This is a genomic window from Streptomyces sp. NPDC127108 (genome assembly GCF_042677545.1).
In the GTDB taxonomy this organism is placed as follows: Bacteria; Actinomycetota; Actinomycetes; order Streptomycetales; family Streptomycetaceae; genus Streptomyces.
In genome coordinates, this window is record NZ_JBHXTE010000079.1 from 1 (window position 1) to 24,997 (window position 24,997).

Here is a 24,997-nt window from a genome sequence, read left to right on the forward strand (position 1 = left end):
GGGCCGCGGGCCGCGGCCGCCGCCGGGGGCGGGTGTGGGGGGGGCCCGGGCCCCCGCGGCTGGGCTGGGCGGGGTTGGGGAGCCCCCGGCAAGGCCCCACCCCCACCCCCCCCGCAATCAAGGAGAACCCGTGCCGGAAGGGCACACGATCCACCGGCTGGCGGCCGACCACCGGGACCGGTTCCAGGGCCGGAGGACGACGGCCAGCAGCCCGCAGGGCAAGTTCTCCGACGGCGCGGCCCTGGTGACGGGCAGGTCCCTGGACACGGCGGAAGCCCACGGCAAGCACCTCTTCCTGGGCTTCACACCCACCGGCTGGATCCACATCCACCTGGGCCTCTTCGGCAAGGTCACCTTCGGCGGAGCCCCCGCGCCCCCACCCACGGACACGGTCCGCCTCCGCCTGACGAACGACACCGCTTACATGGACCTGCGCGGCCCGACGACGTGCGCCCTGATCACGGACGAGGAGAAGCAGGCGATACACGCCCGCCTGGGCCCGGACCCGCTGCGCCCGCAGGGCGAGGGGAACGACCCGGAGACGGCCTGGCGCCGCGTCTCCCGCAGCCGCACCACGATCGCCGCGCTCCTCCTCGACCAGAAGGTCGTCGCGGGCGTGGGCAACGTCTACCGCGCCGAGGTCCTGTTCCGCCACGGCATCGACCCGTACACGCCGGGCAAGGACCTCACGTACGCCCAATGGGCCGCGATCTGGGCGGACTTGGTGGACCTGATGCGCGAGGGCGTCCGGCACAATCGCATCGACACGGTCCGGCCCGAGCACATGCCGGAGGCGATGGGCCGCTCGCCGCGCGTGGATGACCACGGCGGCGAGGTGTACGTGTACCGCAGGGCCCGCCAGGCCTGCCACATCTGTGGCGGCGAGATCCGCACCGCCGATCTCGCCGCCCGCAACCTCTTCTGGTGCCCGACCTGCCAGCCACAGGGCCACCGCCCGTAACCAGCCCCGGCCCCCGGCCGAGACCAGAAAAGGGTTCCACCACCGTGTTCGACCACCTCAGCGCCGAGTTCGCCTTTGCCGCGGCGCTGGAGCCCGTCTAGAAGCCGTGGGGCAGCCACGGGGCGACGGGTGAGCCGAAGGCCAGGCCCGCATCCGCCGCCGCGCCCTCGCGCAGCTCGCGGACACGGCCCGCCGCGGTGAGCTGGGAGAGCGGGACGCCGCCCAGGTAGAGGGAGCCCAACTCCCGTGCGGGAAGGGCGAGATCGGCGGGGGTGCCGTCGTCGACGCGCTTGCAGGAGGCGCCCGTGGTGTCGCCGGTGAGGCGCCAACGGCCGTGGTTCCAGGGGCAGAAGGAGTCCTCGACGTCGAGGACGACGTCCACCGGCGTCTGGTACGTGCGGGCTTCGAGGGCGGCGCCGACGTCCACCAGGCGTACGTACAGCGACTCCCGGGTCCGCAGGTCGCAGCGGCGCACGTTGGTGACGAGCTGCGCCACCGGGTCGTCCACCGGGCGGTTCAGGGCCAGGACCGTCGACGTCAGGTCGATGCCGAACAGGAAGCGCCACAGCGCGGCGTACGCCGCCGGGTCCAGGGCCTCCACGTCGTGCACCTTGACCGTGCCCTTGGGGCCCTGGGCGTCCCACTCGGGCTTGACCGCGTAGAACGCGAACCCGACGACCTCGCCGTCGCGCTCGGCGAGCACGCACTGCTGCGGCGACGCGCCGTTGCGGTCGGCCGGCGGGTCCAGGGTGACCAGGCGCTCCCAGCCGGGCCGCCGCGCCATCATGCCGGGGCGGCCCGGCACCCGCCGCGCGTACACCGCCTCACAGGCGGGCAGGGCCTTGGCGGGCGTCTCGTAGCGCAGGCGTACGTCGTCGGTGCCCGGCGGGACGGTCAGGCCCACCCGGGTCGTGTCGATCTCCATGCGGTGGTGGAACGAACCCGCCCCGTACCCGAACCGGCCGTAGATCTCCGGCTCCGACGCGGTCAGGACCGCCACCGCCTCGCCGCGCTCCCGCACGTCGTCCAGCTGGCGCCGCATCATCGCCGTGAGCAGACCGCGCCGCCGGTGCGTGGCCGCCACGCTCACCATCGTCACGCCCGCCGTGTCCACCACCGCGCCGCCCGGCACCGACATGCGGAAACTGAACGCGCCCGCCGTGCCCACGCAGGTCTCGCCGTCCCAGGCGCCGATCGAGCGCTCGCACTCGGTGAGGTCCCGCCACAGCTCGCGCTCCTCCGGCGCCTCGGCCACACCACCGAAGGCGATGTCCAGAGTTTTGTACCACTGCTCCCAGTCGCTCTGGCTCAACTCCCGCAAGTCTGCTGTCATATGCCATGCCTACCAGGGCTCCAGGGGCGCGGCGAATTGTTTTCCGCGTACCGGAACGCGCGTGTGGACGCTGGGTGTGGAGATACGGGCGAGGTGCCCCTGAAGGGGGACAAGAGGTACCTCCCGTGCGAAGTGCCTGGCCCGGTGGATAGGGTCCACGAGCAATGGCGGTACGACGAGAAGGGCGCGAGCGGCGCGAGCAGCGTGCGCGGCGTGCCGAAGCCGAGACGTTCCCGGCCCGCATGAAGAAGCGGCTGCACCGGGCGCGCATAGGCCTGCGCAAATCCGGTGTCGACTACTTCCGGGGCGACGGCTCCGACTGGGTGGCACTCGCCGCGCTCCTCTTGACCGTCCCTGTCATCACCGCGTGCACGATCGTCAACCCGGTGTGGTTCTCGCCCGCCGCACTCGTGCTGCCCATCGTCGCGGGCGGCCTGCTCCTGCGGCCCTCCAGCCTCCTCGGTCTGTACGCCGCCTCCGCGGCCGCCCTCATCGTGGAGTCCGTGCAGCTCGGCCCCTACACGGAAGGGCCCGCCCGGGTCACCCCCGGCACCGTCCTCGCCGTCGCCGCCTGCGGCTTCTTCGGGCTCCTCATCGCCCAGTTCCGCAGCCGCGTCGGGGTGCCCTGGCGGGGCGGCGGCACCATGCTCTTCGACCTGCGCGAGCGGATCCGGGTGCAGAGCAAGCTCCCCAAGCTGCCGCGCGGCTGGCACCGCGAGATGGCCCTGCGGCCCGCCGGGGGCCAGTCCTTCTCCGGCGACTTCGTCGTCGCCGCCCGCACCAACGGCGGGCGCACCCTCGAAGTCGTCCTCACCGACGTCTCCGGCAAGGGCATGGACGCCGGGTCGCGGGCGCTGCTCCTCTCCGGCGCCTTCGGCGGGCTCCTCGGCTCCCTGCCGCCGCACGCCTTCCTGCCCGCCGCCAACGGGTACCTGCTGCGTCAGGACTGGGACGAGGGCTTCGCCACCTCCATCCACCTCGTCCTCGACCTGGAGACCGGCGACTACGAACTCCTCTCCGCCGGGCATCTGCCCGCCCTCCAGCTCAGCGCCGGGACCGGCCGCTGGGAGGAGAAGTCCGGCGAGGGTCCCCTCCTCGGTGTCTACGACGGGGCCCAGTTCGACCCCGTCAAGGGGTCCCTGCGGTCCGGCGACGTCCTCATGCTCTTCACCGACGGCATCGTCGAGGCCGCCGACCGCGACATCGCCGAAGGCATCGACCGCCTCACCGGCGAGGCCGACCGCTACGTCCCCGGCGGCTTCCACGGCGCCGCGTGGCACCTCATCGAGGCGGTCGCCAAGGACGTCAACGACGATCGGGCGCTGTTGTTGATCTGCCGCGACGCGTGAGCTGGCCGGGGGCCTCGGGCGGGTCCCCGGTGCGGGCGGGCCGGGGTCCCCCACGGGCTCCCACCCGCCCGCCCTGACTTGTCGTTCGTCCGGGTGGTCGGCACAGCCTGCCCGCCGCCCGGCACCCCTGTATCGGCGCTCCGCGCCTCGTCCTCAATTGCCGGACGGGCTTTCTCCCACCCGCCCGCCCCCACCAGTCGTTCCACCGGGGCAGTCGGCACCGTCTGCCCGGCCTGTCGGCACCTATCAGTCCGCCTCGGCGTAGTTTTCAGCCCGTCCGGCGATTGAGGACGAGGCGCGGAGCGCCGATAGCGGGGGTCCGGGGGCGCAGCCCCCGGGTTCGGGAAGGGGTGGGGTTGGGGAGCCCCCGGCAAGGCCCCCACCAGCCCCGACGCCCCAAGGTGGGGGAAACCCCACCCCACACTCGCCGGGCCGCCTCATGGTCGCGGACCCCCCGCACTCCGTACGTTCGATGCATCGACCACGCACGAACGACGGAAGGCCACACGCCATGGGGCTGCGCAAGAAGAAGCAGCGGCGAGACGAGTCCACCATGGACCAGCACGCGGGCACGGCCCCGACGGCGTCCGACTGGGCCGTGGAGCTGCGCGCGGTCCGCCGCCAGTACGGCCGCGGCACCGGCGCCGTACACGCCCTGCGGGGCATAGACCTGGCCCTGCCGCGGGGCAGCTTCACCGCGGTGATGGGCCCGTCCGGCTCGGGTAAGTCCACGTTCCTGCAGTGCGCGGCGGGCCTCGACCGCCCGACGGACGGCAGCGTCCGCCTCGGCGGCACCGAGATCACGGGGATGAGCGAGAACAAGCTGACGGCCCTGCGCCGCACCCGCCTGGGCTTCGTGTTCCAGGCGTTCAACCTGCTCCCGTCGCTCACGGTCGAGCAGAACGTGCTGCTCCCGATGCGCCTCGCGGGCCACCGCCCGGACCACCGCAGGGCGGCCGACATGCTGTCCCGGGTGGGCCTGGGCGACAAGGGCAGGCGCCGCCCCGGCCAGCTCTCCGGCGGCCAGCAGCAGCGCGTGGCGATCGCCCGCGCCCTGGTGACGTCGCCGGACGTGATCTTCGCGGACGAGCCGACCGGCGCCCTGGACACGACCACGGCGGGCGAGATCCTGAACCTGCTGCGCTCGGCCGTGGACGGCATGGGCGCCACGGTGGTCATGGTCACGCACGACCCGGCCGCGGCGGCGCACGCCGACCGCACCCTGTTCCTCGCCGACGGCTCCATCGTCGACCACCTGGAGGGCGCGTCGGCCGCGCGGATCGCGGACCGGATGACGACGCTGACGAGGGCCGCGGCCCCCGCTTACGCGGGAGTGGCGGCATGAGCTTCGTGCCCAACGGTCTGGCCCGCGCGGCCGTCCGCTTCAAGCCCGCCGCCTTCGTGGGGACGTTCGTCGCCCTCGCGATGGCCGCCTTCATCGTGTCCGCGTGCGGCATCCTCCTGGAGACCGGCCTGCGCGCCTCCGTACCACCGGTGCGCTACGCCGACGCGCCCGTGGTGGCCGCCGCCGACCAGAAGTCCCACTACGTGACCGGCGGCAGCGACGACCGCAGCGACAACGGAGCGCCGGTCACCGACCGGGCCCGCCTCGCCGACTCCCTGGTGGCGAAGGCGGCTTCGGCGCCCGGCGCGCGTACCGCCGTCGCCGACGTCACCTTCCCCGTCAAGCAGGGGAACGAGGAACTGACCGCGCACGGCTGGGGCTCCACCGCCTTCACCGGCGAGAAGCTGTCGGCGGGCCGCGCGCCCGGCGCCGGGGAGGTGGTGCTCGCGGGCACCGGGGCCCGGGTCGGCGAGCGCGTCACGCTCACCACGGCGGACGGCCCGCGGGACTTCCGGGTCTCCGGCGTCAGCGGCGGAAGTGGTGCCAGTGGTGGCAAGGCGTCGACGGCGTGGTTCGCGGACTCCGAGGCCGTGCGGATCTCCGGGCACCCCGGCCGCGTCGACGCCATCGCCGTGCTGCCCAAGGACGGCGTCACGGACGCCACGCTGAAGGCCCAGGTCGCCAAGGCGCTCGGCGACAAGGCCGAGGTGCACACCGGCGACGGCCGCGGCGGCGCCGAGGACCCGGGCCTCACCGAGGCCGAGGAGCTCCTCACCGGCCTGGGCGGCTCCTTCGGCGGCATCGCCGCGATGGTCGCCGTGTTCACCGCGGCCGGCACCGTCGCCCTCTCCGTGGGCCAGCGCGCCCGCGAGTTCGCGCTGCTTCGCGCCATCGGGACGACGCCGCGCCAGATCCGCCGCACCGTCGCCACCGAGACGCTCCTGGTGGCCCCGCTCGCGGGCGCCCTCGGCTGTCTGCCGGGCATCGCCCTGGCGAGCTGGTGGTTCGGGCAGCTGAAGGACAGGGACGCGGTCCCGCAGGCCGTCGAACTGTCCGTGTCGTTCATCCCGTTCGTCGCCGCCGTCGGCACGGCCGTCCTCACCGCCCTGTTCGCCGGGATGATGTCCGCGCGCCGCCCGGCCCGCATCAAGCCGGGCCAGGCCCTGAGCGAGGCCTCCGTGGAGCGGCTGCGGCCCGGCTGGATCCGTACGCCCCTCGGCGTCGCGGCGGCCGTCGGCGGCGTGGTCCTCTCGGGCGTCGCCGCCAACACCTCCGGCGACGACGCGGCGAACGCGGCGCTCGGCGTCGTCATGCTCTTCATGCTCGCGGTGGCGCTGCTCGGGCCGCTGGTGGCGCGGGCCTGCGCGGGCCTGTTCGGACTGCCGCTGCGCGGCGCGGGCGCCTCCGCCTCGCTCGCCGCGGCCAACTCCCGCAGCAACGCCCGCCGGATGGCGTCCGCGATCACGCCCATCGTGCTCGCGATGGCGTTCGCCTCCACGCTCGTCTTCATGCACACCTCCGAGAACAAGGTGGCGGAGAACCAGCAGCGCGACGGCATCACGGCGGACCACATCGTGGCGTCGAAGACGGGCTTCGACGCGTCGGCGGTACGCGAGGCCACCGGGCCCGGCGGCGGCTCGGCCGTCGGCCTCCTGAAGACCTCCGTGCTGCTGCCCATGGGCTCGGGCGGCGACCGCTACCTGCAGTCGGCGAGCACGCAGGCCGTCACCGGCACCGCCGCGAACCTCGCCAAGGTGCAGGACCTGAACGTCGAGTCCGGCCGGATCGACCTCGGCAAGGGGAAGGTCGCCCTGGACGCGAACCTCGCCCGCAACGCCCACCTGAAGGTCGGCGACCGCGTCGAACTGCGGCTGCCCGACGGCACGAAGGCCCGGCCCGTGGTCTCCGCGACGTACGAGCGCGGGCTCGGCCTGTCCCAAGTGACCCTGGGCGGCGCCGAGATGAAGCGGCACGTCACGTCGGCGTTCGACACGGAGATCTGGGCGAAGGGCTCCTCCGCCGCGGCGCTGAAGCACCTGGCGTCCCAGGGCACGGTCCTCGACCGCGCCGACTACACCACCGCCCAGTCCAAGGACCGCGCGGTGCAGGCCTGGGCGAACACCACCATGGCGTCCGTCCTCGGCGGCTTCGCGGCCGTCGCCGCCGCCAACACCCTGGTCATGACGGTCCTCGACCGGCGGCGCGAGCTGGGCACGCTGCGGCTCATCGGCTCCACGCGGCGCCAGGTCCTGCGGATGGTGCGCTGGGAGGCGCTGCTCGTGACGTGCGCGGGCGTCGCCATCGGCACCGCCATCGCGCTGGCCACGCTGGTCCCGATGATGCGGGGCCTCACCGGCGAGGGGCCGTACATCCCGCCGCTCCTGTACGCGGCCTTCGCCGGGTCGGCCGTGGTGCTCGGCCTGGTGGCCACGGCGGTGCCCGCGCGGGCGGCGCTGGGGTCCTCGGCCTGACGCCCATCAGGGTTCTCTGCCTGGCGCCCACCCGGGTCCTCGGCCAGACGCCCCAGGGTTCTCGGCCCGACGCTCGCTAGGGTCATCGGCATGACGCTGATGACCCTGGCCGAGGTGGCGGCGGTGGCCCGGCGGGCGCACGCCGGGCAGACGGACAAGGCGGGGCGGCCCTACGCCGAGCACCTGGCGGCGGTCGCCGAGGGGACGCGGGCGCGGGGCGGCTCGGCGGACCAGATCGCCGCGGCGTGGCTGCACGACGCGATCGAGGACGACGCGCTGACGCCGGACTGGCTGGCGGCGGCCGCCCTCGCCCCGGCCACGAAGGCCATCGTGCTCGCCCTGACCAAACGGCCCGGCGAGGCCCCGGAGGCGTACGCCGCCCGGATCCGCGCGACCCCCGGCGCCCTCCTGGTCAAGGAGGCCGACCTGGCCCACAACGCGGATCCGGGCCGCCTCGCCGTATTGGACGAGGCGACCCGGACCCGCCTGGCGGCGAAGTACGCGCACATGCGCGCGCTCCTGTCACTGGCCTGACCGGCGTACCGGCTCGACTCCGTACGGGAGCCGTCAGCGTGCGGAGCCCCGCTCGCGGGCCAGCGCGGCCGCGTCACGGCGGAAGGCCCACTCCATCTTGGGCTCCATGGCGAAGCGGAACATCCGCTGCACCGGTGGCGTGCACAGGAGCGTCACCACGACGCCCGCGATCACCGTCACGATCACCTCACCGGCGGGCCGGTACAGCCACGGGTTGGCGTCGAACCAGTCCCAGAACCGGGATCCCTTGGCGAGGAAGCCGTGCAGCAGATAGCCGTACAGTGTGCCGGCGCCGAGCACCGTGAACCACATCTTCCGCCGCGGCACCCAGGCGAAGAAGCACGCCGTGAGCAGCACCGAGCAGCCGAACAGGGCCAGCGTCATGACCACGCCGACCCACCACGGGACGCCGAGCTCCTGGGCGCTGTCGCGCCGGTAGAACCACACGGACGTCATCCTCGGGGCGGCCCAGTAGGCGAGCAGCACCGCGCACGCGAAGATCGGCACCGACAGGACGCGCACCTCGCGGCGGCGCACCAGCTGGAAGTGCTCGGGCTTGATGAACAGGCCGAGCACGAAGAACGGCATGAACTGCAGGACCCGCTGGAGGTCCAGGTCGTCGCCGATGTCGGGCGAGACCACGGCGAGCACGGCGATGGCCAGGGCCAGCGGCACCGGCCAGCGCACGACCTTCCACAGCGGGGTGGTCAGCCGCCACACGAACAGGGCGATCAGGAACCACGTCAGGTACCAGGGGTCGAGCAGGCTGATCGGCTGCGTCGGGTCGTCGTCGGCCCACCGCTTGAAGAAGGTGTACGCCACCTCGAAGATCACGTACGGCACGGCGATGCCGGTCACGAGCCGCTTGAGCCGGTCGGGGCGCATGTCGAAGCTGCGCGAGAAGTAGCCGGAGATCAGGATGAACGCCGGCATGTGGAAGGTGTAGACGGTCATGTACAGCGCTTCGGCGGTGCGGCTGTGATCCGTCAGCGGCTCCCACGCGTGGGCCATCGCGACGAGCACGATCGCCAGGTACTTGGCGTTGTCGAAGAACGCGTCGCGCTGCTTGGCGGGCTTGCCCGCGCCGTCGGCGGGGCGGGCGGTGGCGGGCACCGCGGGGGCGGGGGAGGAGTGGGGGTGGGGGGTTCGGTACGTGGGGGGAGCGGGTGGGGCGGAGTGGCGGCCGGCCTGGCGGGGGGTGGCCGTGGCCGCGGCGGACTGGGGGAGGCGGGGGCCCGGCATTCCGGAGACCGGCTCCTGCTCGGCGGACTGCAGGGGAGGCAGTGGCGCCCGGTGTCGCCCGTGCGGTTGAGCGGGGTTCGTCACAGGCCCTCCCACCAGGAGCTCGGTGAGACGATCCGGGACCGCACTGCGCCTGCGGGGGTCATGGCAGCGTGGAACATCTGAGGCACCCTAGCGTCGCCCCGGTGTTCCCGTAAAACCCTCAACTCATTCATCCCGTTCATCGCTCCGTGTTCCTGCCGTGTTCTCGCCGGGTCTTCTGTCTCGTTTCCGGCGCCAGGCCCGCCGGTTGTTCATCAACACCGTTCATCACATCCATCGGAACGCCGTGCGAACGTCATCGGCCCTTTCCTTATTGGTGGCGCGGGTACCCTCGTTGCACAACGGCTAACTGTCCGATAGGTCAGCATTCACACCGCTTAAATCGTGCATAACGCCCGCGGGCGACTCTGGTGAAATGTCCGGTTGATCGGTGCGTGGCGGGTTATGACGCACTGCTCAATGTGCTCTCGGCAACAATTCGAATTCCTGTGAACTCCTTGTGCGTACGCGGCCGGGCGCGCGACCCGGGAAGATGCCGCGCCGACGCCCCGACGGTGACCGGCCATGGAAACGATCAAGTCGAAATTCGCCGTCCGGTGGACACGTCGAATTCCCGTACGCATGGCCCTGGTTGGCGCCCGCCGCGAGCACCCGGGGCCCTCCGGGCCCGTGCGGAACACCCGCATCACTGGTCAAGGCTTGGCCGACGATGTGTCACCGGCCGCATAGCAACGTGCTGTTGGTGGCACGATGGTTCTGGCGGGGGAGTACGGGGTCGTACCCCCTCGGGCGGGAGAGCGACCGACCTAGGGTGTGATCTGTGTGGCCATTTCGCTGTCAGTGGTGCTGCTGTTGGCGATCGTCCTTGTCATGATGGTGCGTCAGGGAAACATCAAGGTATGGCCCGCCATCGTCGCGGCGCTCTTCGGCTTCGTGCTCGCCTCGACGGGAATGGCCGACGACATCCAGGAACTCCTCGACTCGCTGGCCGAGACCATCGGGGACATACAGTTCTGACGGTGCGCGGCGGCGGACGGGGGGTCCAGGTCGGATGGCGCTACGGGAAACCGATCCACCGCGGATCGGCGGCTATCCGGTCGAGGACCGACTCGGCTCGGGCGGGATGGGCGTCGTCTACCTCGCCCGCTCCGCCTCCGGACGCCGCCTCGCGGTCAAGGTCGTGCACGGGCAGTACGCCGACGACCCGGAGTTCCGCGCCCGCTTCCGCCGCGAGGTGGCGGCCGCCCGTCAGGTCAGCGGAGCGTTCACGGCCCCCGTCGTGGACGCCGACGCCGACGCCGCGCGTCCCTGGATGGCCACGCTCTACATCCCCGGCGAGAACCTCGGCACCCACGTCCGCCGCGAGGGCCCGCTGCCCCCGGACCGCCTCCTGGAACTCGCCGCCGGACTCACCGAGGCCCTCCGCGACATCCACCGTGTGGGCGTCGTCCACCGCGACCTGAAACCGGCCAACGTGATGCTGGCCGAGGACGGCCCCCGCGTCATCGACTTCGGCGTCTCCCGCGCCGCCGAGGCCCTCGCGAGCGACCCCCTCACCCAGACCGGCCGCGTCATGGGCACCCCGCCGTACATGTCCCCCGAACAACTCACGTCCCCCCGCGACGTGGGCCCCGCCTCCGACATCTTCTCCCTGGGCTCGGTGCTCACGTACGCGGCGACGGGGCGGGGGCCTTTCGACTCCGAGTCCCCGTACGAGACCGCGACCGGCGTCGTCGAGTCCGTCCCCGAACTCGACCGCGTCCCCGCCGAGTTGCGCCCCTTCGTCACCCAGTGCCTGGCCAAGCACCCCAAGGAACGCCCCACGCCGGACGAGCTGTTGGCGCTGCTGCGCGGGGAGCCGCTGCCGCCGCCGTCGGCCCGGGAGGCCGCGGAGCCGGTGCGCCCGCGTCGGCGCCGCCGCGGACTCGCGATCGCCGCCGCGGGGGTGCTCCTCGCGGGTGTCGCGTCGGGGCTCGCCCTGTGGCTGACGGACACCGACCCCGAGGCCCGCGACCTGCCGAGGAACTGGCGGGCCTGGGAGGCGAAGGACACGAGTGACCGCGAGGAGGAGGGAGGTCCCTTCGGTGGCTGTGTCGCCGCCGGGAGCGGGCTCTTCTGCGCGGGCGACGACGTGAAGGCCGCGCGGTTCTCGCTCGCCACCGGCACGTTCGCCTGGAGCAAGCCGATCGACCGGACGCCGACGGACATGGGGGACATGGAGGGCCGGGTCATCGGTGTGTCCGGCGGCCGTGTCTTCACGTACCGCAACGATCAGGTCGACCGTGATGAGACCCCCGTCCCGCACTACGCGATCCAGGCGCTCGACGTCCGCACCGGCAAGGAGCTGTGGACGACAGCCACGCAGCACGGCGAAGACGCCGAGGCCCCCGTCCCGGACGCGGAGCACGGCGGTGCGGTGTGGACCGACAAGGGGGTGCTCACCGCCCTCGGCGTCAAAGGGGACGACTACGCCCTGCTGCGCAACGACACGGGCAAGCCCCGCTGGCGCGACAAGCTCCCCTCGGTGCACTGCCGGGTGCGCGGTGCCGAGGGGCACGGCTATCTGCTCTGTGCCGACAGCGCGCGGCGCACCCGCGTCTCCCGCCTCGACCTCGCGACCGGCAAGCCGGACTGGACGGTGACCGTGCCGTACGGGGGCCTCGAACTCCTGGGCCAGGCGTCGGGCCGCCTGGTGTTCCGCCGGGACGAGGTGGACGGGACGCCCCGCACGATCAGCGTCCTCGACCTGGCCACCCGCCGGGTGCGGACGCTTCCCCTCGCACCACGGTCGCCCGACGCGACGCCCACGGTCACCGGGGGCACCCTGTACTTCACGTACCGCAACGGCAACATCAGCGCGATCGACCCGCGCACCGGCCGCGAGCGGTGGTCGGTCAACTCCGTCGTGGAGGCGCCGGGCCCGCCGCTGGAATCGGGAACCCATGTGTACCTGGCCTCCGTGAGCGGCCGTGTCGCGGCGCTCGACCGCAGGACAGGCGAGGAGAAGTGGAGCCTGCCCGCGCGCGGCACGGGCGCGGGGATGACCGTCGCCGCGGAGGCCGGTGCCAGGCTCACCCTGGTCGGCGACGCCCTCTACGTCCCGTACGACGTCCGTGCCGTCTACAGCGTCGACGTGCGTAACCCCTGACCCGCACCGCCCCGGCCGCCGCCACAGCCACAGCCATGAAAAAACCTCCGGCCCGGGCACAGGCGAGAACCTGTGCACCGGGCCGGAGGCCACAGAGCGGGCGACGGGAATCGAACCCGCGTAGCTAGTTTGGAAGACTAGGGCTCTACCATTGAGCTACGCCCGCACAGCTCGCGCAGCGACCCCTCGCAGGTCAGCGTGCGCGGCACGGACAGCATCGTAGCGGGTCGAGGCGGTGCGCCGCACACCCCCATTCACTCCCGTTCGAGCGGGCGCCGCACTGCCTGCGGGCATGTACCCTACGTGTCGCACCGACGGGGTGTGGCGCAGCTTGGTAGCGCGTCCGCTTTGGGAGCGGAAGGCCGTGGGTTCAAATCCCGCCACCCCGACCAGCTGGTTCCCCCGCGTCCGGTGGCCTGTTGCCCGGCGGGGACCGAACTCCGCACGGCCCCGGCGGTCCGTTGTCCAAGATCGCATTGTGGGTCGGCTCCCGCGTGCCGTTACTATGCAAGCTGCGTGCCCGTGTGTCTCTCAACCGGGCAGAATCCAAGAAGTCAGCCCACAAGGAGACCGAACCGTGAAGAGCGCCGTGGAGACCCTGAACCCGACCCGGGTTCGGCTCACTGTCGAGGTGCCCTTCGAGGAGCTCAAGGACAGCCTCGACGCGGCGTACAAGAAGATCAACCAGCAGGTCACGGTGAAGGGCTTCCGCAAGGGCAAGATCCCGGCCCGCGTCATCGACCAGCGGTTCGGCCGCGGTGCGGTGCTTGAGGAGGCCGTCAACGACGCCCTCCCGAAGTTCTACACCGAGGCGGTCAACGAGGCCGAGCTCAACGTCCTGGGCCAGCCCGAGGTGGACATCACCGAGCTGAAGGACAACGAGACCCTCAACTTCACCGCTGAGGTCGACATCCGTCCGACCATCGAGATCCCGGACTACTCCGGCATCGAGGTCGAGGTCGACGCCGTCGAGATCGCCGACGAGGACGTCGACAAGGCCGTCGAGGAGCTGCGCGAGCGCTTCGCCTCCACGTCCCCGGTCGAGCGTGCCGCCGAGGACGGCGACGTCGTGACGATCGACCTGGAGGCCAAGGTCGAGGGCGAGGTCCTGGAGGACGGCGTCGCGTCCGGCGTCTCCTACACCATCGGCTCCGGCGAGCTGCTCGAAGGCATCGACGACGCCGTGAAGGGCCTGGAGGCCGGTGGCGAGGCCACCTTCACCTCCGAGCTCAAGGGCGGCTCGGCCGCCGGCAAGGAGTCCGAGGTCACCGTCAAGGTCACCCAGGTCGCCAAGCGTGAACTGCCGGAGCTGGACGACGACTTCGCGCAGCTGGCGTCGGAGTTCGACACCCTCGACGAGCTGAAGGCCGACAGCCGCAAGCGCCTGGAGACGGCCCGCCAGTTCGACCAGGCCACCCAGGCCCAGGAGCGCGTCCTCGAGAAGCTCCTCGAGCTGGTCGAGGTGCCCGTCCCCGAGAAGCTGCTCGAGGACGAGATCCGCACCCGCAAGCACAACCTGGAGCACCACCAGCTCGGTCAGATGGGCCTCGACCTCGCGAAGTACCTGGAGATCCAGGGCAAGACCGAGGAAGAGTTCGACGCCGAGACCCGTGAGCAGGCGGTCAAGGGCATCAAGACGCAGTTCGTCCTCGACGAGCTCGTCAACAAGGAGAAGCTGAACGTGAACCAGGAGGAGCTCACCGAGCACCTCATGCGTCGCGCGCAGTCCTCCGGCATGAGCCCCGACCAGTTCGCCCAGGCCGTCGTCGAGGGTGGCCAGGTGCCGATGCTCGTCGGCGAGGTCGCCCGCGGCAAGGCCCTCGCGGTCGTCGTGGAGGCCGCGACGGTCAAGGACACCAACGGCGAGGTCGTCGACCTCGAGGACGAGGAAGACTCCGTCGAGGGTGAGCAGGCCGCCGCCGACGAGTCGGCCGAGGCCGAGGCCACCGAGGACAAGCCGCAGGCCTGACCTCCGCTGCCGTGACCACTGGGCCCCCGGAACGCTGTCGTTCCGGGGGCCCAGTGGCGTTCTGGCTTTCAGGGGCGCGGGGGAACTGCGCGAGCAACCGACGACGGCCCGCAGCGGCCGAAGACGCGGGGCCCGGCAGACGCGTCTGCCCGATGCCGCGGCCGCGGCGACCGCGGGACCGCTGTGGCCGGCCGCGCAGTTCCCCGCGCCCCTTCAGGGCGCATTCCACCCGCCCGGACAGGGGCGCCCCGGCCCCGAGTGGGCCTGCGCCCCCTGCGGGGGCGCTACCTGCGCTCACAGCGAACAGTCGCCTATGCGGGATTCCCCGAAGGGACCTGCGCGTTAGGGTCCATGAATACGGGGGCAATGGAGTCCTTGCCCCCGGGACGAAGATGCGAGACGGCCGGAGCCGTCAGAGACGAGCAGGTGGATACGTGACGAATCTGATGCCTTACGCAGCCGGTGAGCCGTCCATCGGTGGTGGCCTCGGCGACCATGTGTACAACCGACTGCTCGGCGAGCGCATCGTCTTCCTCGGCCAGCAGGTCGACGACGACATCGCGAACAAGATCACGGCGCAGATGCTCCTCCTCGCGGCCGACCCGTCGAAGGACATCTACCTCTACATCAACAGCCCCGGCGGCTCGGTGACCGCCGGCATGGCGATCTACGACACCATGCAGTACATCCCGAACGACGTGGTGACCATCGGCATGGGCATGGCCGCCTCCATGGGCCAGTTCCTGCTCACCGGCGGCACCGCCGGCAAGCGCTTCGCCCTGCCGCACACGGACATCCTGATGCACCAGGGCTCCGCCGGCATCGGCGGCACCGCCTCGGACGTCAAGATCCAGGCCGAGTACCTGCTGCGCACCAAGCAGCGCATGGCCGAGATCACCGCCCGCCACTCGGGCCAGACGGTCGAGGCGATCATTCGTGACGGTGACCGCGACCGCTGGTTCACCACCGAGGAGGCCAAGGAGTACGGCCTCATCGACGAGATCATCAGCGCCGCTTCGGGTGTTCCGGGCGGCGGCGGCACGGGGGCCTGACCAGGCACCCCCGGGCCCCCGGCAGCGGCCTCCGCGAAGCGGCGGCCGCCGGGAGCGGCCCCAGCCGACCAAGCCCACGCTCACACCAGGACGGAACGCCTCAGATGAACACCTTCCCCGTCAGCGGCCAGGCCGCGGGTCTGCACACCGGCCCGCAGGTGGACAACCGCTATGTGATCCCGCGCTTCGTCGAGCGCACCTCGCAGGGCGTGCGTGAGTACGACCCGTACGCGAAGCTCTTCGAGGAGCGCGTGATCTTCCTCGGCGTGCAGATCGACGACGCCTCCGCCAACGACGTCATGGCGCAGCTCCTGTGCCTGGAGTCGATGGACCCCGACCGGGACATCTCGGTCTACATCAACAGCCCGGGCGGCTCCTTCACGGCGCTCACCGCGATCTACGACACGATGCAGTTCGTGAAGCCCGACATCCAGACGGTCTGCATGGGCCAGGCGTCCTCCGCGGCCGCCGTGCTCCTCGCCGCGGGCACGCCGGGCAAGCGCATGGCCCTGCCGAACGCCCGGGTGCTCATCCACCAGCCGTCCGGCGGCACCGGCCGCGAGCAGCTCTCCGACCTGGAGATCGCGGCCAACGAGATCCTCCGGATGCGTACGCAGCTCGAGGAGATGCTGGCCAAGCACTCCACGACGCCGATCGAGAAGATCCGCGACGACATCGAGCGCGACAAGATCCTCACCGCCGAGGACGCGCTGGCGTACGGCCTGATCGACCAGATCATCTCCACCCGGAAGATGAACAACTCCTCGGTTCTCTAGAGTCTCGTCCGAGCCCCGGGCGAGCCCACCTGCCGGCCTCGCCCGGGGCGTCGCAGCACCATCCGCCCACCCCTCGACGCGGCCCATGCGGAAGCGAACCGCGCCAAGGGGGGCCCGAACGGGGGGCCAGGCAAGGTACCGTCGGATACAAGGCACCAGGAGCCGCTGGACCAACGGCGTCTCCCAGGCGAAGGGGAAGCACACCGTGGCACGCATCGGTGACGGCGGCGATCTGCTCAAGTGCTCGTTCTGCGGAAAGAGTCAGAAGCAGGTCAAGAAGCTCATCGCAGGCCCCGGCGTGTACATCTGCGATGAGTGCATCGATCTCTGCAACGAGATCATCGAGGAAGAACTCGCCGAGACGAGCGAGGTCCGCTGGGAGGAACTGCCCAAGCCCCGCGAGATCTACGAGTTCCTCGAGGGGTACGTAGTCGGTCAGGAGCCCGCCAAGAAGGCGCTCTCCGTCGCCGTCTACAACCACTACAAGCGCGTCCAGGCCGGGGAGAACGGCGGCGCGCAGGGCCGCGAGGACGCCATCGAGCTGGCGAAGTCCAACATCCTGCTGCTCGGTCCCACCGGCTCCGGCAAGACGCTGCTCGCGCAGACGCTCGCCCGCATGCTGAACGTCCCCTTCGCCATCGCGGACGCGACGGCGCTCACGGAGGCGGGCTATGTCGGCGAGGACGTCGAGAACATCCTCCTGAAGCTCATCCAGGCCGCCGACTACGACGTCAAGAAGGCCGAGACGGGCATCATCTACATCGACGAGATCGACAAGGTCGCCCGGAAGAGCGAAAACCCCTCGATCACGCGCGACGTATCGGGTGAAGGCGTCCAGCAGGCGCTCCTGAAGATCCTGGAGGGCACGACTGCCTCCGTCCCGCCGCAGGGCGGCCGCAAGCACCCGCACCAGGAGTTCATCCAGATCGACACGACGAACGTGCTGTTCATCGTGGGCGGCGCCTTCGCGGGCCTGGAGAAGATCATCGAGTCGCGGGCGGGAGCCAAGGGCATCGGCTTCGGCGCGACCATCCGCTCCAAGCGGGAGCTGGAGGAGAAGGACCAGTTCGAGGACATCATGCCGGAGGACCTGGTGAAGTTCGGGATGATCCCCGAGTTCATCGGCCGCCTCCCGGTCATCACCTCGGTCCACAACCTCGACCGCGAAGCGCTCCTCCAGATCCTCGTCGAGCCCCGCAACGCCCTCGTCAAGCAGTACCAGCGCCTCTTCGAACTCGACGGCGTGGAGCTGGACTTCGAGCGCGAGGCCCTGGAGGCCATCGCCGACCAGGCGATCCTGCGCCAGACCGGCGCGCGCGGTCTGCGCGCCATCATGGAGGAGGTCCTCCAGTCGGTGATGTACGAGGTGCCGTCCCGCAAGGACGTCGCCCGCGTCGTCATCACGGCGGACGTCGTCCACTCCAACGTGAACCCGACGCTGGTGCCGCGCGACGTGCGGGGCTCCGGGGCGGGCGAGCAGAAGTCCGCGTAGGCCGCACGGCGGCACATGAACGACCAGGGGCGCCCGGCGAGGTCAACTCGCCGGGCGCCCTCGCGTCGTAGCCACTGCGGCTGCTCCTCGACGCGTACATCGCGCAGCAGCCGCGCCGCGGTGTCGTTCAGGGGAAGGTCCCTGCCGCCGACCTTGGCCCTGAGTCGGACCGGATGACGTATCCGGCCGTGCTGGTGGTGCTCCACAGGCACGTCGGCGTGTGGAGGCGCTCCCCCCCCAGGGTGAACCGGGGCTGCTGGCGCATCGTGAGCTCTTGCCGCTGAAGGCGTCGGTCGTGAACTCCTGCGGTTCCCCGACGAGTTCGATCGCTGTCATGGCGGGTTCGTCGAGGTTCTTCCGCCAGAGGGCGAACACGGCGGTGACGACTCGCTCAGGGGCGGCGATCTTGCCGTATGCGTCGAAGAAGTCGAGGCCTTTGCGCGCACCTCCGAAGGCGTCCGAGTAGTACGTCGAGACGGCCGGGGGTCTTCGACGCCGTGCTGTTCCATGGCCTTGAGGTCGTTGCTGGGGGGAGGAGGAGGGCTGCCGGAGCTGTTGTCAGCTTTGTCGTAGGCGCCGAGGACGGTCTTTGGCGTCGTCAAGGTGTGCGCCGTGGTGCAGTAGCCGCTGTCACTGTCCGCGGACAGGCGTACCCGATGGCGGCGAGCGCGGCCACGAGGGCCACGGCACTGACGGCGACGGCGGGTCCGGATCGGCTTCCGGGCTGGTTGGAGCTCATGGTGTGGGTTCCCCCTCGGGGAACGAGCGATCAGCGCTGACGCGGACTTCCTTTACCTTCTCCTCGATCCCGTCGGCTGTGCACCAGGGATGCCCTAGGGGAAGCACCTCATGTGTGTAGGGCCGGGTCCGGAGAAGGCCGGGCGCGCGGTGCGCCATGTACTTGCGCATGGCAGCCGCCTTGGCCTCGTACGGCATGAGCTTCTGCGGCCAGTCCGGGATCGGCGTCTGCCGGATATGCCCCAGAGGTCAACCAGGTCACCGTCCGCGCTCAGCCCCGCGCGGATACACAGATTCCCTCCATACAGGGGTGGGTGCGGGCGTCGTTGTCCCTCGTTTACGTTCTGATGCTCCGAAAATGTTACCCCTAGTGATCCTATCTGCACTGTCCGATGCTCATCAGTGGAAGCAGGTAGCAACCCGAGCGGGTAGCAGCATGCATGGGGATGACGGAACGCCGCGCGGCGGGTGAACGGATCAGGGACGCCGAGTCTGCGCGGGACGAGCTGGGTGCGGTGCTGGCGGAAGTGGGCGCGGTGCTGCCATCACTGTGGCTCGATCCGCTGTCTTTGTCGGCGACTATCTGAGCCGCTCGTGGAACTCGGGCGCTGCAACCCCGCCGTGGCACAGAAGTTGGCGGTGGTTTTGCAGGAGCGGGCGCCTTGGCTGGCGATGAGTTCGGTCCGCGCGTCGTCGAGGAAGGGGCGGCGCTGCAGGGGTGCTGGACGCGTACGGGCATCATGTGATCACATTCTTGTGGCCAGTCGGATGCATCAAGTAACAGGGAATGGGGGAGTATGAAACTCTTGAAGGTGAAGCGTGTGCTGGTGGCTTCCTGTGTAACTGCAGCGGTAGGTGTTGTGCCGCTTGTGGCAGCCGCTCCGGCGTCTGCCACGCCCAGTGACTGCAGGGACTACCTGAAGCAAAAGGGTTACACGGTTGGCCCGAAGCTGAGGAATGCATGCAATATGGGGAATTCTGACAGTGTGATCTGGCGAGCTCATTGCGTGCCCCTGCTAGTGGTGGCGGGTGTCTCCAAGAGTGAGGTGCGCACAAGAGCGTGCAATTTGGCCCACTTGGCTGCCTAAAGCCTTGAGTCAGCCGGTTCGCCTTGGGCGTAGTTCCGTGGGTGTTTCCACCGACGCCTCGCGGCCTGCGATCTTGTCTGCTGTCATGTTGGCGATCTCCATGGGAACAACGAAGCCGAGCGTGCTGCGATTGACTCAGAGGCAGTACGTGACCTTCATCTCCTTGGGCGTCCCTGAACTGGTGTCAGGGTTGGTCGCCTTGGCCTCCTGGCGTTGGCGAGCATCGCGTCGAAAGTCTTCTCCGGCTGCTTGATGGCAGTGGAGGACGTGCCTCCACTGCCATTGCCGGGCTCCTTCTTGCACTTGCTCAAGACTGTCGTGGGTAAGGTCCCGCTTTCCCCGTCGGCTCCGCTAAGGGAAAGCGGGACCTAGTCATAGCGGGACCTAGTTATAGAGGGCCTGTGGCTGCTGGGGCGGGTAGGGGTGCCCTCTTCGTGATGCGGTGCTGCGCGCACCATCGTGACGGAAGCGGGCCCCGGCTGCGACAGCCAGCCGGGGCCCTTGCCGGTGCGCGACGCGCCTCGGCGTCAGCGCTTGACGCGGACTTCCTTGCGGAACTTGGCCGTCTTCTCCGCGGCCTCGCCCAGGTCGGCGGCCTTGCCGCCCATGGCGCTCGCCACGTCCGCGGTGACCACGACGCCGATCGTGCTGTTGTCGCCCCAGATGCAGGTCGCCATCGACATCTCCTTCGGCGCCTCCGTGCTGCCGGTCGAGGAGCCCATGGCGTACTTCATCTCCTGGCACTTCATCATCGCGCCGTCGAGGTCGGACGGGTTGTACGACTTCGGGCTGCCGACGATCGTGACCTTGCGGCCGGTGCTGCCGCTGTCGCTCTTCTCGGACTTCTCCTTGGCCGAGGAGAACATCTTGTCGACGACCGACTCGGGGTCCTCGATGTCGCCGTAGACGCCGTTCAGCTGGAGGATCTTCTGCCCGAGGGGGTTCTCCTGGGTGCCCGCCATGTACTGGGCCTTGACCTCGGTGGGGTTCTTCACCCCGTACTCCTCGGCCTTCGCGATCTCGTCGGACGACATGTCGCTGCCGGAGTCGCTGTCCGGCTTCTTGTTGTAGTCCGAGAGGACCGTCTCGGGCGTGGTCAGCTTGTGCGGGCCGTCGTCCTTGACCGTGCCGGAGCTGCCGCTGTCGCTGCCGCCGAGGACGAAGTACGCGCCCACGCCGATGGCCGCGACGACCGCGACGGCGCCGATGATCATGCCCGTCTTCTTACCGCTTCCTCCGCCGGGCGGGGGCGGGACCTGGCCGTAGGGGGCCTGGGGCTGCTGCCCGTAAGGGCCGGGCTGCTGCGGCTGGCCGTACGGGGGCTGCTGGGGCGGGACGCCCTGCGGGGCCTGCTGGGGGTAGCCGTAACCGGGCTGCTGGGGCTGCTGCTGCGGGTAGCCGTAACCCGGACCCTGGGGGCCGGGCTGCTGGCCGTAGGGGCCGGGCTGCTGCGGCTGGCCGCCGCCGTAGGGACCGGGCTGCTGTCCGCCGTACGGACCCGGCTGGTTGTGGCTCATGCGTGGGGTTCCCCCTTCGAGATGCGGTGCTGCGCCACCATCGTGGCGGAAGCGGGCCCCGGCTGTGATGGCAGGGGGCTGTGGACAGGCGTCGGGCGTCTCAGGCCTTGACGCGGACGTCGTCGCGGAACTTCTTCGTGGTGTCCGCGGAGTCTTCGAGCGACGGGCTCTTGCCGGCCATCGCGTCGGCCAGCTCGATGGGGATCACCACGCCGAGCGTGCTGTGGTCGGCCCAGATGCAGATCGGCATGTGGATCTCCTTGGGGCCGGACGACGTGCCGCTGGACGGCGAGTCGTTCTTGATCACCGACTCCTGGCACTTGAGCGCCGTCTTGTCCGATCCGAAGTCCTTCGGGCTGCCCACCAGCTCGCCGGTCCGCTGCTTGCCCTCGTCCTCCTTCTCGGACTGTGTCTTCATCCGGCTGAACATCTTGTCGACAAGCTTGTCGGGGTTCTCGATGTCGCCGTAGATGCCCATGAAGTTCAGGGCCTTGCCCGCCAGCGGGTTGCTCGGGTCACCCGTGCTGTACTCGGCGTTGACATCCTCGCCGTTCTTGACGCCGTCCTTCTCCGCGTCTTCGAGGTCGTCGTCGCTGAACGAGAAGTCAGTGCCGGTGCTCTCGGCCTTCTTGTAGTCGCCGAGGACCGTCGCGGGCGTGGTGAGCTTGTGCGGGCCGTCGTCCTTGACCTCGGCGGAGCCGCTGTCGCTGCCGCCGAGGACGAAGTACGCGCCCACGCCGATGGCCGCGACGACCGCGACGGCGCCGATGATCATGCCCGTCTTCTTGCCGCCGCCTCCGCCGGGCGGGGGCGGGACCTGGCCGTAGGGGGCCTGGGGCTGCTGCCCGTAAGGGCCGGGCTGCTGGGGCTGGCCGTACGGGGGCTGCTGCGGCGGTACGCCCTGCGGCGGCTGCTGGGGGTAGCCGTAACCGGGCTGCTGGGGCGGCTGCTGGGGGTAGCCGTAGCCGGGCTGCGGGGCCTGCTGCGGCTGGCCGTAGGGGCCAGGCTGCTGAGGCTGGCCGCCGTACGGCCCGGGCTGCTGCGGCTGCTGCCCGCCGTACGGGCCCGGCTGGTTGTAGCTCATTACTGGGGTTCCCCTCGAACGCCTGAGCGCGCCTACATTTTCCCGCGCGCTTATGTGTTCCCAACATCCTCACCGACGCGGAGACCCGCGTGGGCCCCGGGGAGCCAACCGTTACTGAAGATTCTGGTTTCGGGACCACTCTGTGACACCCCTAAACTGGGCGCGTGACCGAGAACGCTCAGCAGCAGCCCCCAGCGACCGTCCCCGAACTCCCGACGCAGTACGCGCCGTCCGAGGTAGAAGGGGCGCTGTACGAGCGCTGGGTGGAGCGCGGTTACTTCGACGCGGACGCGAGCAGCGAGAAGCCGCCGTACACCGTCGTCATCCCGCCGCCGAACGTGACGGGCAGCCTGCACCTGGGCCACGCCTTCGAGCACACCCTCATCGACGCCCTCACCCGCCGCAAGCGCATGCAGGGGTATGAGGTGCTGTGGCAGCCGGGCATGGACCACGCCGGCATCGCCACCCAGAACGTCGTCGAGCGCGAGCTCGGCAAGGAGGGCAAGTCCCGCCACGACCTCGGCCGCGAGGCCTTCGTCGAGCGCGTGTGGAAGTGGAAGGGCGAGTCCGGCGGGCAGATCTCCGGCCAGATGCGCCGCCTCGGCGACGGCGTCGCCTGGTCCCGCGAGCGCTTCACCATGGACGAAGGCCTCTCCAAGGCCGTCCAGACGATCTTCAAGCGGCTGTACGAGGACGAGCTGATCTACCGCGCCGAGCGCATCATCAACTGGTGCCCCCGGTGTCTGACGGCGATCTCCGACATCGAGGTCGAGTACCAGGACGACGACGGCGAGCTGGTGTCGATGACGTACGGGGAGGGTGACGAGAGCATCGTCGTCGCCACCACCCGCGCCGAGACCATGCTCGGTGACACCGCCGTCGCCGTGCACCCCGAGGACGAGCGGTACAAGCACCTCGTCGGCAAGCTCATCAAGCTCCCGCTCACCGACCGGTCCATCCCGGTCGTCGCGGACGAGCACGTCGACCCGGAGTTCGGCACCGGCGCCGTCAAGGTGACGCCCGCCCACGACCCGAACGACTTCGAGATCGGCCAGCGCCACGACCTGCCGAACATCACGGTCATGGACGAGCACGCGGTCATCACGGTCCCCGGCCCCTTCCAGGGCCTGGACCGCCTGGAGGCCCGCTCCGCGATCGTCGGCGCGCTGCGCGCCGAGGGCCGCATCGTCGCCGAGAAGCGGCCGTACTCCCACTCGGTCGGACACTGCTCGCGCTGCAAGACCACCGTCGAGCCGCGCCTGTCCATGCAGTGGTGGGTCAAGGTCGGCCCGCTCGCCAAGGCCGCCGGTGACGCGGTCCGCGACGGCCAGGTCAAGATCCACCCGCAGGAGATGGAGAAGCGCTACTTCGACTGGGTCGACAACCTCCACGACTGGTGCATCTCGCGCCAGCTCTGGTGGGGCCACCGCATCCCCGTCTGGTACGGCCCGAACGGCGAGATCGTCTGCGTCGGCCCCGACGAGGAGCCGCCGACGGGCGAGGGCTGGCACCAGGACACGGACGTCCTGGACACCTGGTTCTCCTCCGGCCTGTGGCCGTTCTCCACCCTCGGCTGGCCCGAGAAGACCGACAGCCTCGCGAAGTTCTACCCGAACTCCGTCCTGGTCACCGGCTACGACATCCTCTTCTTCTGGGTCGCCCGGATGATGATGTTCGGCCTGTACGCGATGGACGGCACCCCGCCGTTCCACACCATCGCCCTGCACGGCATGGTCCGCGACCAGTTCGGCAAGAAGATGTCGAAGTCCTTCGGCAACGCGGTCAACCCGCTGGACTGGATGGACAAGTACGGCAGCGACGCGCTCCGCTTCACCCTCGCCCGCGGTGCCAACCCGGGCGTGGACGTGCCGATCGGCGAGGACTGGGTGCAGGGCTCCCGGAACTTCGCCAACAAGATCTGGAACGCCACCCGCTTCGCCCTCATGAACGGCGCCACCGTCGAGGGCCCGCTGCCCGACGCCGCCGAGATGTCGGCGACGGACCGCTGGATCCTCTCCCGCCTGAACTCGGTGGTCGCCGAGGTCGACGGCCTCTACGAGGACTACCAGTTCGCGAAGCTCTCCGACGCCCTCTTCCACTTCGCGTGGGACGAGGTCTTCGACTGGTACGTGGAGCTGTCCAAGACCACGTTCATGGCGGGCGGCCCGGCGGCCGAGGTCAGCAAGCGCGTCCTCGGCGAGGTCCTCGACGTCACGCTGCGCCTCCTGCACCCGGTCGTGCCGTTCGTGACGGAGACGCTGTGGACGACGCTCACCGGCGGTGAGTCGATCGTCGTCGCCGACTGGCCCAAGGACAGCGGCTTCCGGGACGCGGGCGCCGAGAAGGAGATCCTCTCCCTCCAGGACCTGGTCACCGAGGTCCGCCGGTTCCGCGCCGACCAGGGCCTCCAGCCCGGCCAGAAGGTCCCGGCCCGCCTCACCCTCGACGGCACGCCGTTCGCCCCGCACGAGGCCGCGGTCCGTCAGCTCCTTCGCCTCCAGCCCGAGGGCGAGTCCTTCGCGGCGACGGCGACGCTGCCGGTGGCGGGCGCGAGCGTCGCCCTCGACCTGTCCGGCACGATCGACGTGGCGGCGGAGCGCAAGCGGCTCGCCAAGGACCTGGCCGCCGCCGAGAAGGAGAAGGCGCAGGCCACGGCCAAGCTCGGCAACGAGGCGTTCCTCGCCAAGGCGCCGGACAACGTCGTGGACAAGATCCGCGGCCGTCTCGCCAAGGCCGACGAGGACATCGCGCGCCTCCAGACGCAGCTGGACAACCTCCCGGCCGCGTAAGGCACTTCAGGCAGGAACGAGGGCGCCCGGAACCGTTCGGTTCTGGGCGCCCTCGTTCACGTACGAC

At 70.5% G+C, this 24,997-nt stretch carries 18 protein-coding genes and 2 tRNA genes; 14 read left to right on the top strand and 6 right to left on the bottom strand.

From position 1 onward, the window contains the following. The first annotated feature begins 130 nt into the window (after window positions 1-130). Window positions 131-961 carry an Fpg/Nei family DNA glycosylase gene (locus tag ACFVHO_RS39195; RefSeq protein ID WP_385725309.1) on the top strand — a complete coding sequence of 277 codons (831 nt, stop codon included), beginning with the start codon at window positions 131-133 and terminating at the stop codon, window positions 959-961. Window positions 962-1,058: 97 nt separating this feature from the next. On the opposite strand, the gene ACFVHO_RS39200 is transcribed toward ACFVHO_RS39195, so the two are convergent. After that, entirely contained in the window at window positions 1,059-2,294 is a 1,236-nt protein-coding gene (locus ACFVHO_RS39200; RefSeq protein ID WP_385725310.1) for a GNAT family N-acetyltransferase, read from the bottom strand. A 164-nt stretch (window positions 2,295-2,458) separates the two neighbouring features. Between ACFVHO_RS39200 and ACFVHO_RS39205 the strand changes: the two genes are divergently transcribed. The 4 genes from ACFVHO_RS39205 to ACFVHO_RS39220 all read left to right on the top strand — a co-directional run bounded on the left by ACFVHO_RS39205 (window position 2,459) and on the right by ACFVHO_RS39220 (window position 7,993). Continuing rightward, window positions 2,459-3,643, top strand: a complete 1,185-nt coding sequence (locus tag ACFVHO_RS39205) for a PP2C family protein-serine/threonine phosphatase (protein WP_385725311.1) — start codon at window positions 2,459-2,461, stop codon at window positions 3,641-3,643. A 511-nt stretch (window positions 3,644-4,154) separates the two neighbouring features. Next, window positions 4,155-4,988: an ABC transporter ATP-binding protein gene (locus tag ACFVHO_RS39210; protein WP_385725312.1), complete on the top strand. Its 834-nt coding sequence runs from the start codon at window positions 4,155-4,157 to the stop codon at window positions 4,986-4,988. Then, window positions 4,985-7,459: an FtsX-like permease family protein gene (locus ACFVHO_RS39215; protein ID WP_385725313.1), complete on the top strand. Its 2,475-nt coding sequence runs from the start codon at window positions 4,985-4,987 to the stop codon at window positions 7,457-7,459. Before ACFVHO_RS39210 ends, ACFVHO_RS39215 begins: the two co-directional genes overlap by 4 nt. Window positions 7,460-7,549: 90 nt before the next feature. Next, the gene (locus ACFVHO_RS39220; protein ID WP_385725314.1) at window positions 7,550-7,993 is read left to right on the top strand and encodes an HD domain-containing protein; all 444 of its coding nucleotides are present in this window, start codon (window positions 7,550-7,552) and stop codon (window positions 7,991-7,993) included. Window positions 7,994-8,026: 33 nt separating this feature from the next. Here the strand turns inward: ACFVHO_RS39220 and ACFVHO_RS39225 are convergent, their stop codons facing one another. After that, the gene (locus ACFVHO_RS39225; protein WP_385725315.1) at window positions 8,027-9,319 is read right to left on the bottom strand and encodes an acyltransferase family protein; all 1,293 of its coding nucleotides are present in this window, start codon (window positions 9,317-9,319) and stop codon (window positions 8,027-8,029) included. A gap of 780 nt (window positions 9,320-10,099) precedes the next feature. Here ACFVHO_RS39225 and ACFVHO_RS39230 point away from each other — a divergent pair. Further along, on the top strand, window positions 10,100-10,294 hold the full coding sequence (locus ACFVHO_RS39230) for a hypothetical protein (protein WP_030362531.1): 195 nt from the start codon (window positions 10,100-10,102) through the stop codon (window positions 10,292-10,294). A 34-nt stretch (window positions 10,295-10,328) separates the two neighbouring features. Further along, on the top strand, window positions 10,329-12,425 hold the full coding sequence (locus ACFVHO_RS39235) for a serine/threonine-protein kinase (protein ID WP_385725316.1): 2,097 nt from the start codon (window positions 10,329-10,331) through the stop codon (window positions 12,423-12,425). A gap of 95 nt (window positions 12,426-12,520) precedes the next feature. On the opposite strand, the gene ACFVHO_RS39240 is transcribed toward ACFVHO_RS39235, so the two are convergent. Then, window positions 12,521-12,591 (bottom strand) — tRNA-Gly (locus ACFVHO_RS39240). A gap of 149 nt (window positions 12,592-12,740) precedes the next feature. On the opposite strand from ACFVHO_RS39240, the gene ACFVHO_RS39245 reads away from it, so the two are divergent. From ACFVHO_RS39245 to clpX, 5 genes are all read left to right on the top strand, one after another. Continuing rightward, a tRNA-Pro gene (locus ACFVHO_RS39245) sits at window positions 12,741-12,817 on the top strand. A gap of 185 nt (window positions 12,818-13,002) precedes the next feature. Further along, the gene (gene tig / locus ACFVHO_RS39250; protein WP_385725317.1) at window positions 13,003-14,394 is read left to right on the top strand and encodes a trigger factor; all 1,392 of its coding nucleotides are present in this window, start codon (window positions 13,003-13,005) and stop codon (window positions 14,392-14,394) included. A gap of 446 nt (window positions 14,395-14,840) precedes the next feature. Then, complete coding sequence (locus ACFVHO_RS39255; RefSeq protein WP_030362534.1) at window positions 14,841-15,446, top strand: ATP-dependent Clp protease proteolytic subunit; 606 nt, start codon at window positions 14,841-14,843, stop codon at window positions 15,444-15,446. Window positions 15,447-15,550: 104 nt separating this feature from the next. Further along, window positions 15,551-16,222, top strand: coding sequence for an ATP-dependent Clp protease proteolytic subunit (locus ACFVHO_RS39260; protein WP_385725318.1), 672 nt, complete (start codon window positions 15,551-15,553; stop codon window positions 16,220-16,222). 205 nt (window positions 16,223-16,427) lie between these two features. After that, a complete protein-coding gene (gene clpX / locus ACFVHO_RS39265) occupies window positions 16,428-17,714 on the top strand; it encodes an ATP-dependent Clp protease ATP-binding subunit ClpX (RefSeq protein ID WP_385725319.1) in 1,287 nt (428 codons plus the stop codon). Window positions 17,715-18,449: 735 nt separating this feature from the next. Here the strand turns inward: clpX and ACFVHO_RS39270 are convergent. Next, a complete protein-coding gene (locus ACFVHO_RS39270; protein WP_385725320.1) occupies window positions 18,450-18,650 on the bottom strand; it encodes a Scr1 family TA system antitoxin-like transcriptional regulator in 201 nt (66 codons plus the stop codon). Window positions 18,651-18,898: 248 nt separating this feature from the next. On the opposite strand from ACFVHO_RS39270, the gene ACFVHO_RS39275 reads away from it, so the two are divergent. Continuing rightward, the gene (locus tag ACFVHO_RS39275; RefSeq protein WP_385725321.1) at window positions 18,899-19,039 is read left to right on the top strand and encodes a hypothetical protein; all 141 of its coding nucleotides are present in this window, start codon (window positions 18,899-18,901) and stop codon (window positions 19,037-19,039) included. Between the two features lie 1,028 nt (window positions 19,040-20,067). On the opposite strand, the gene ACFVHO_RS39280 is transcribed toward ACFVHO_RS39275, so the two are convergent. Both ACFVHO_RS39280 and ACFVHO_RS39285 read right to left on the bottom strand, forming a co-directional pair. Further along, complete coding sequence (locus tag ACFVHO_RS39280; RefSeq protein WP_385725322.1) at window positions 20,068-21,057, bottom strand: hypothetical protein; 990 nt, start codon at window positions 21,055-21,057, stop codon at window positions 20,068-20,070. 100 nt (window positions 21,058-21,157) lie between these two features. Further along, complete coding sequence (locus ACFVHO_RS39285) at window positions 21,158-22,141, bottom strand: hypothetical protein (RefSeq protein ID WP_385725323.1); 984 nt, start codon at window positions 22,139-22,141, stop codon at window positions 21,158-21,160. Window positions 22,142-22,305: 164 nt separating this feature from the next. Here ACFVHO_RS39285 and ACFVHO_RS39290 point away from each other — a divergent pair, with 164 nt between their 5' ends. Beyond that, window positions 22,306-24,930, top strand: coding sequence for a valine--tRNA ligase (locus tag ACFVHO_RS39290; RefSeq protein ID WP_385725324.1), 2,625 nt, complete (start codon window positions 22,306-22,308; stop codon window positions 24,928-24,930). Window positions 24,931-24,997: the final 67 nt, after the last annotated feature.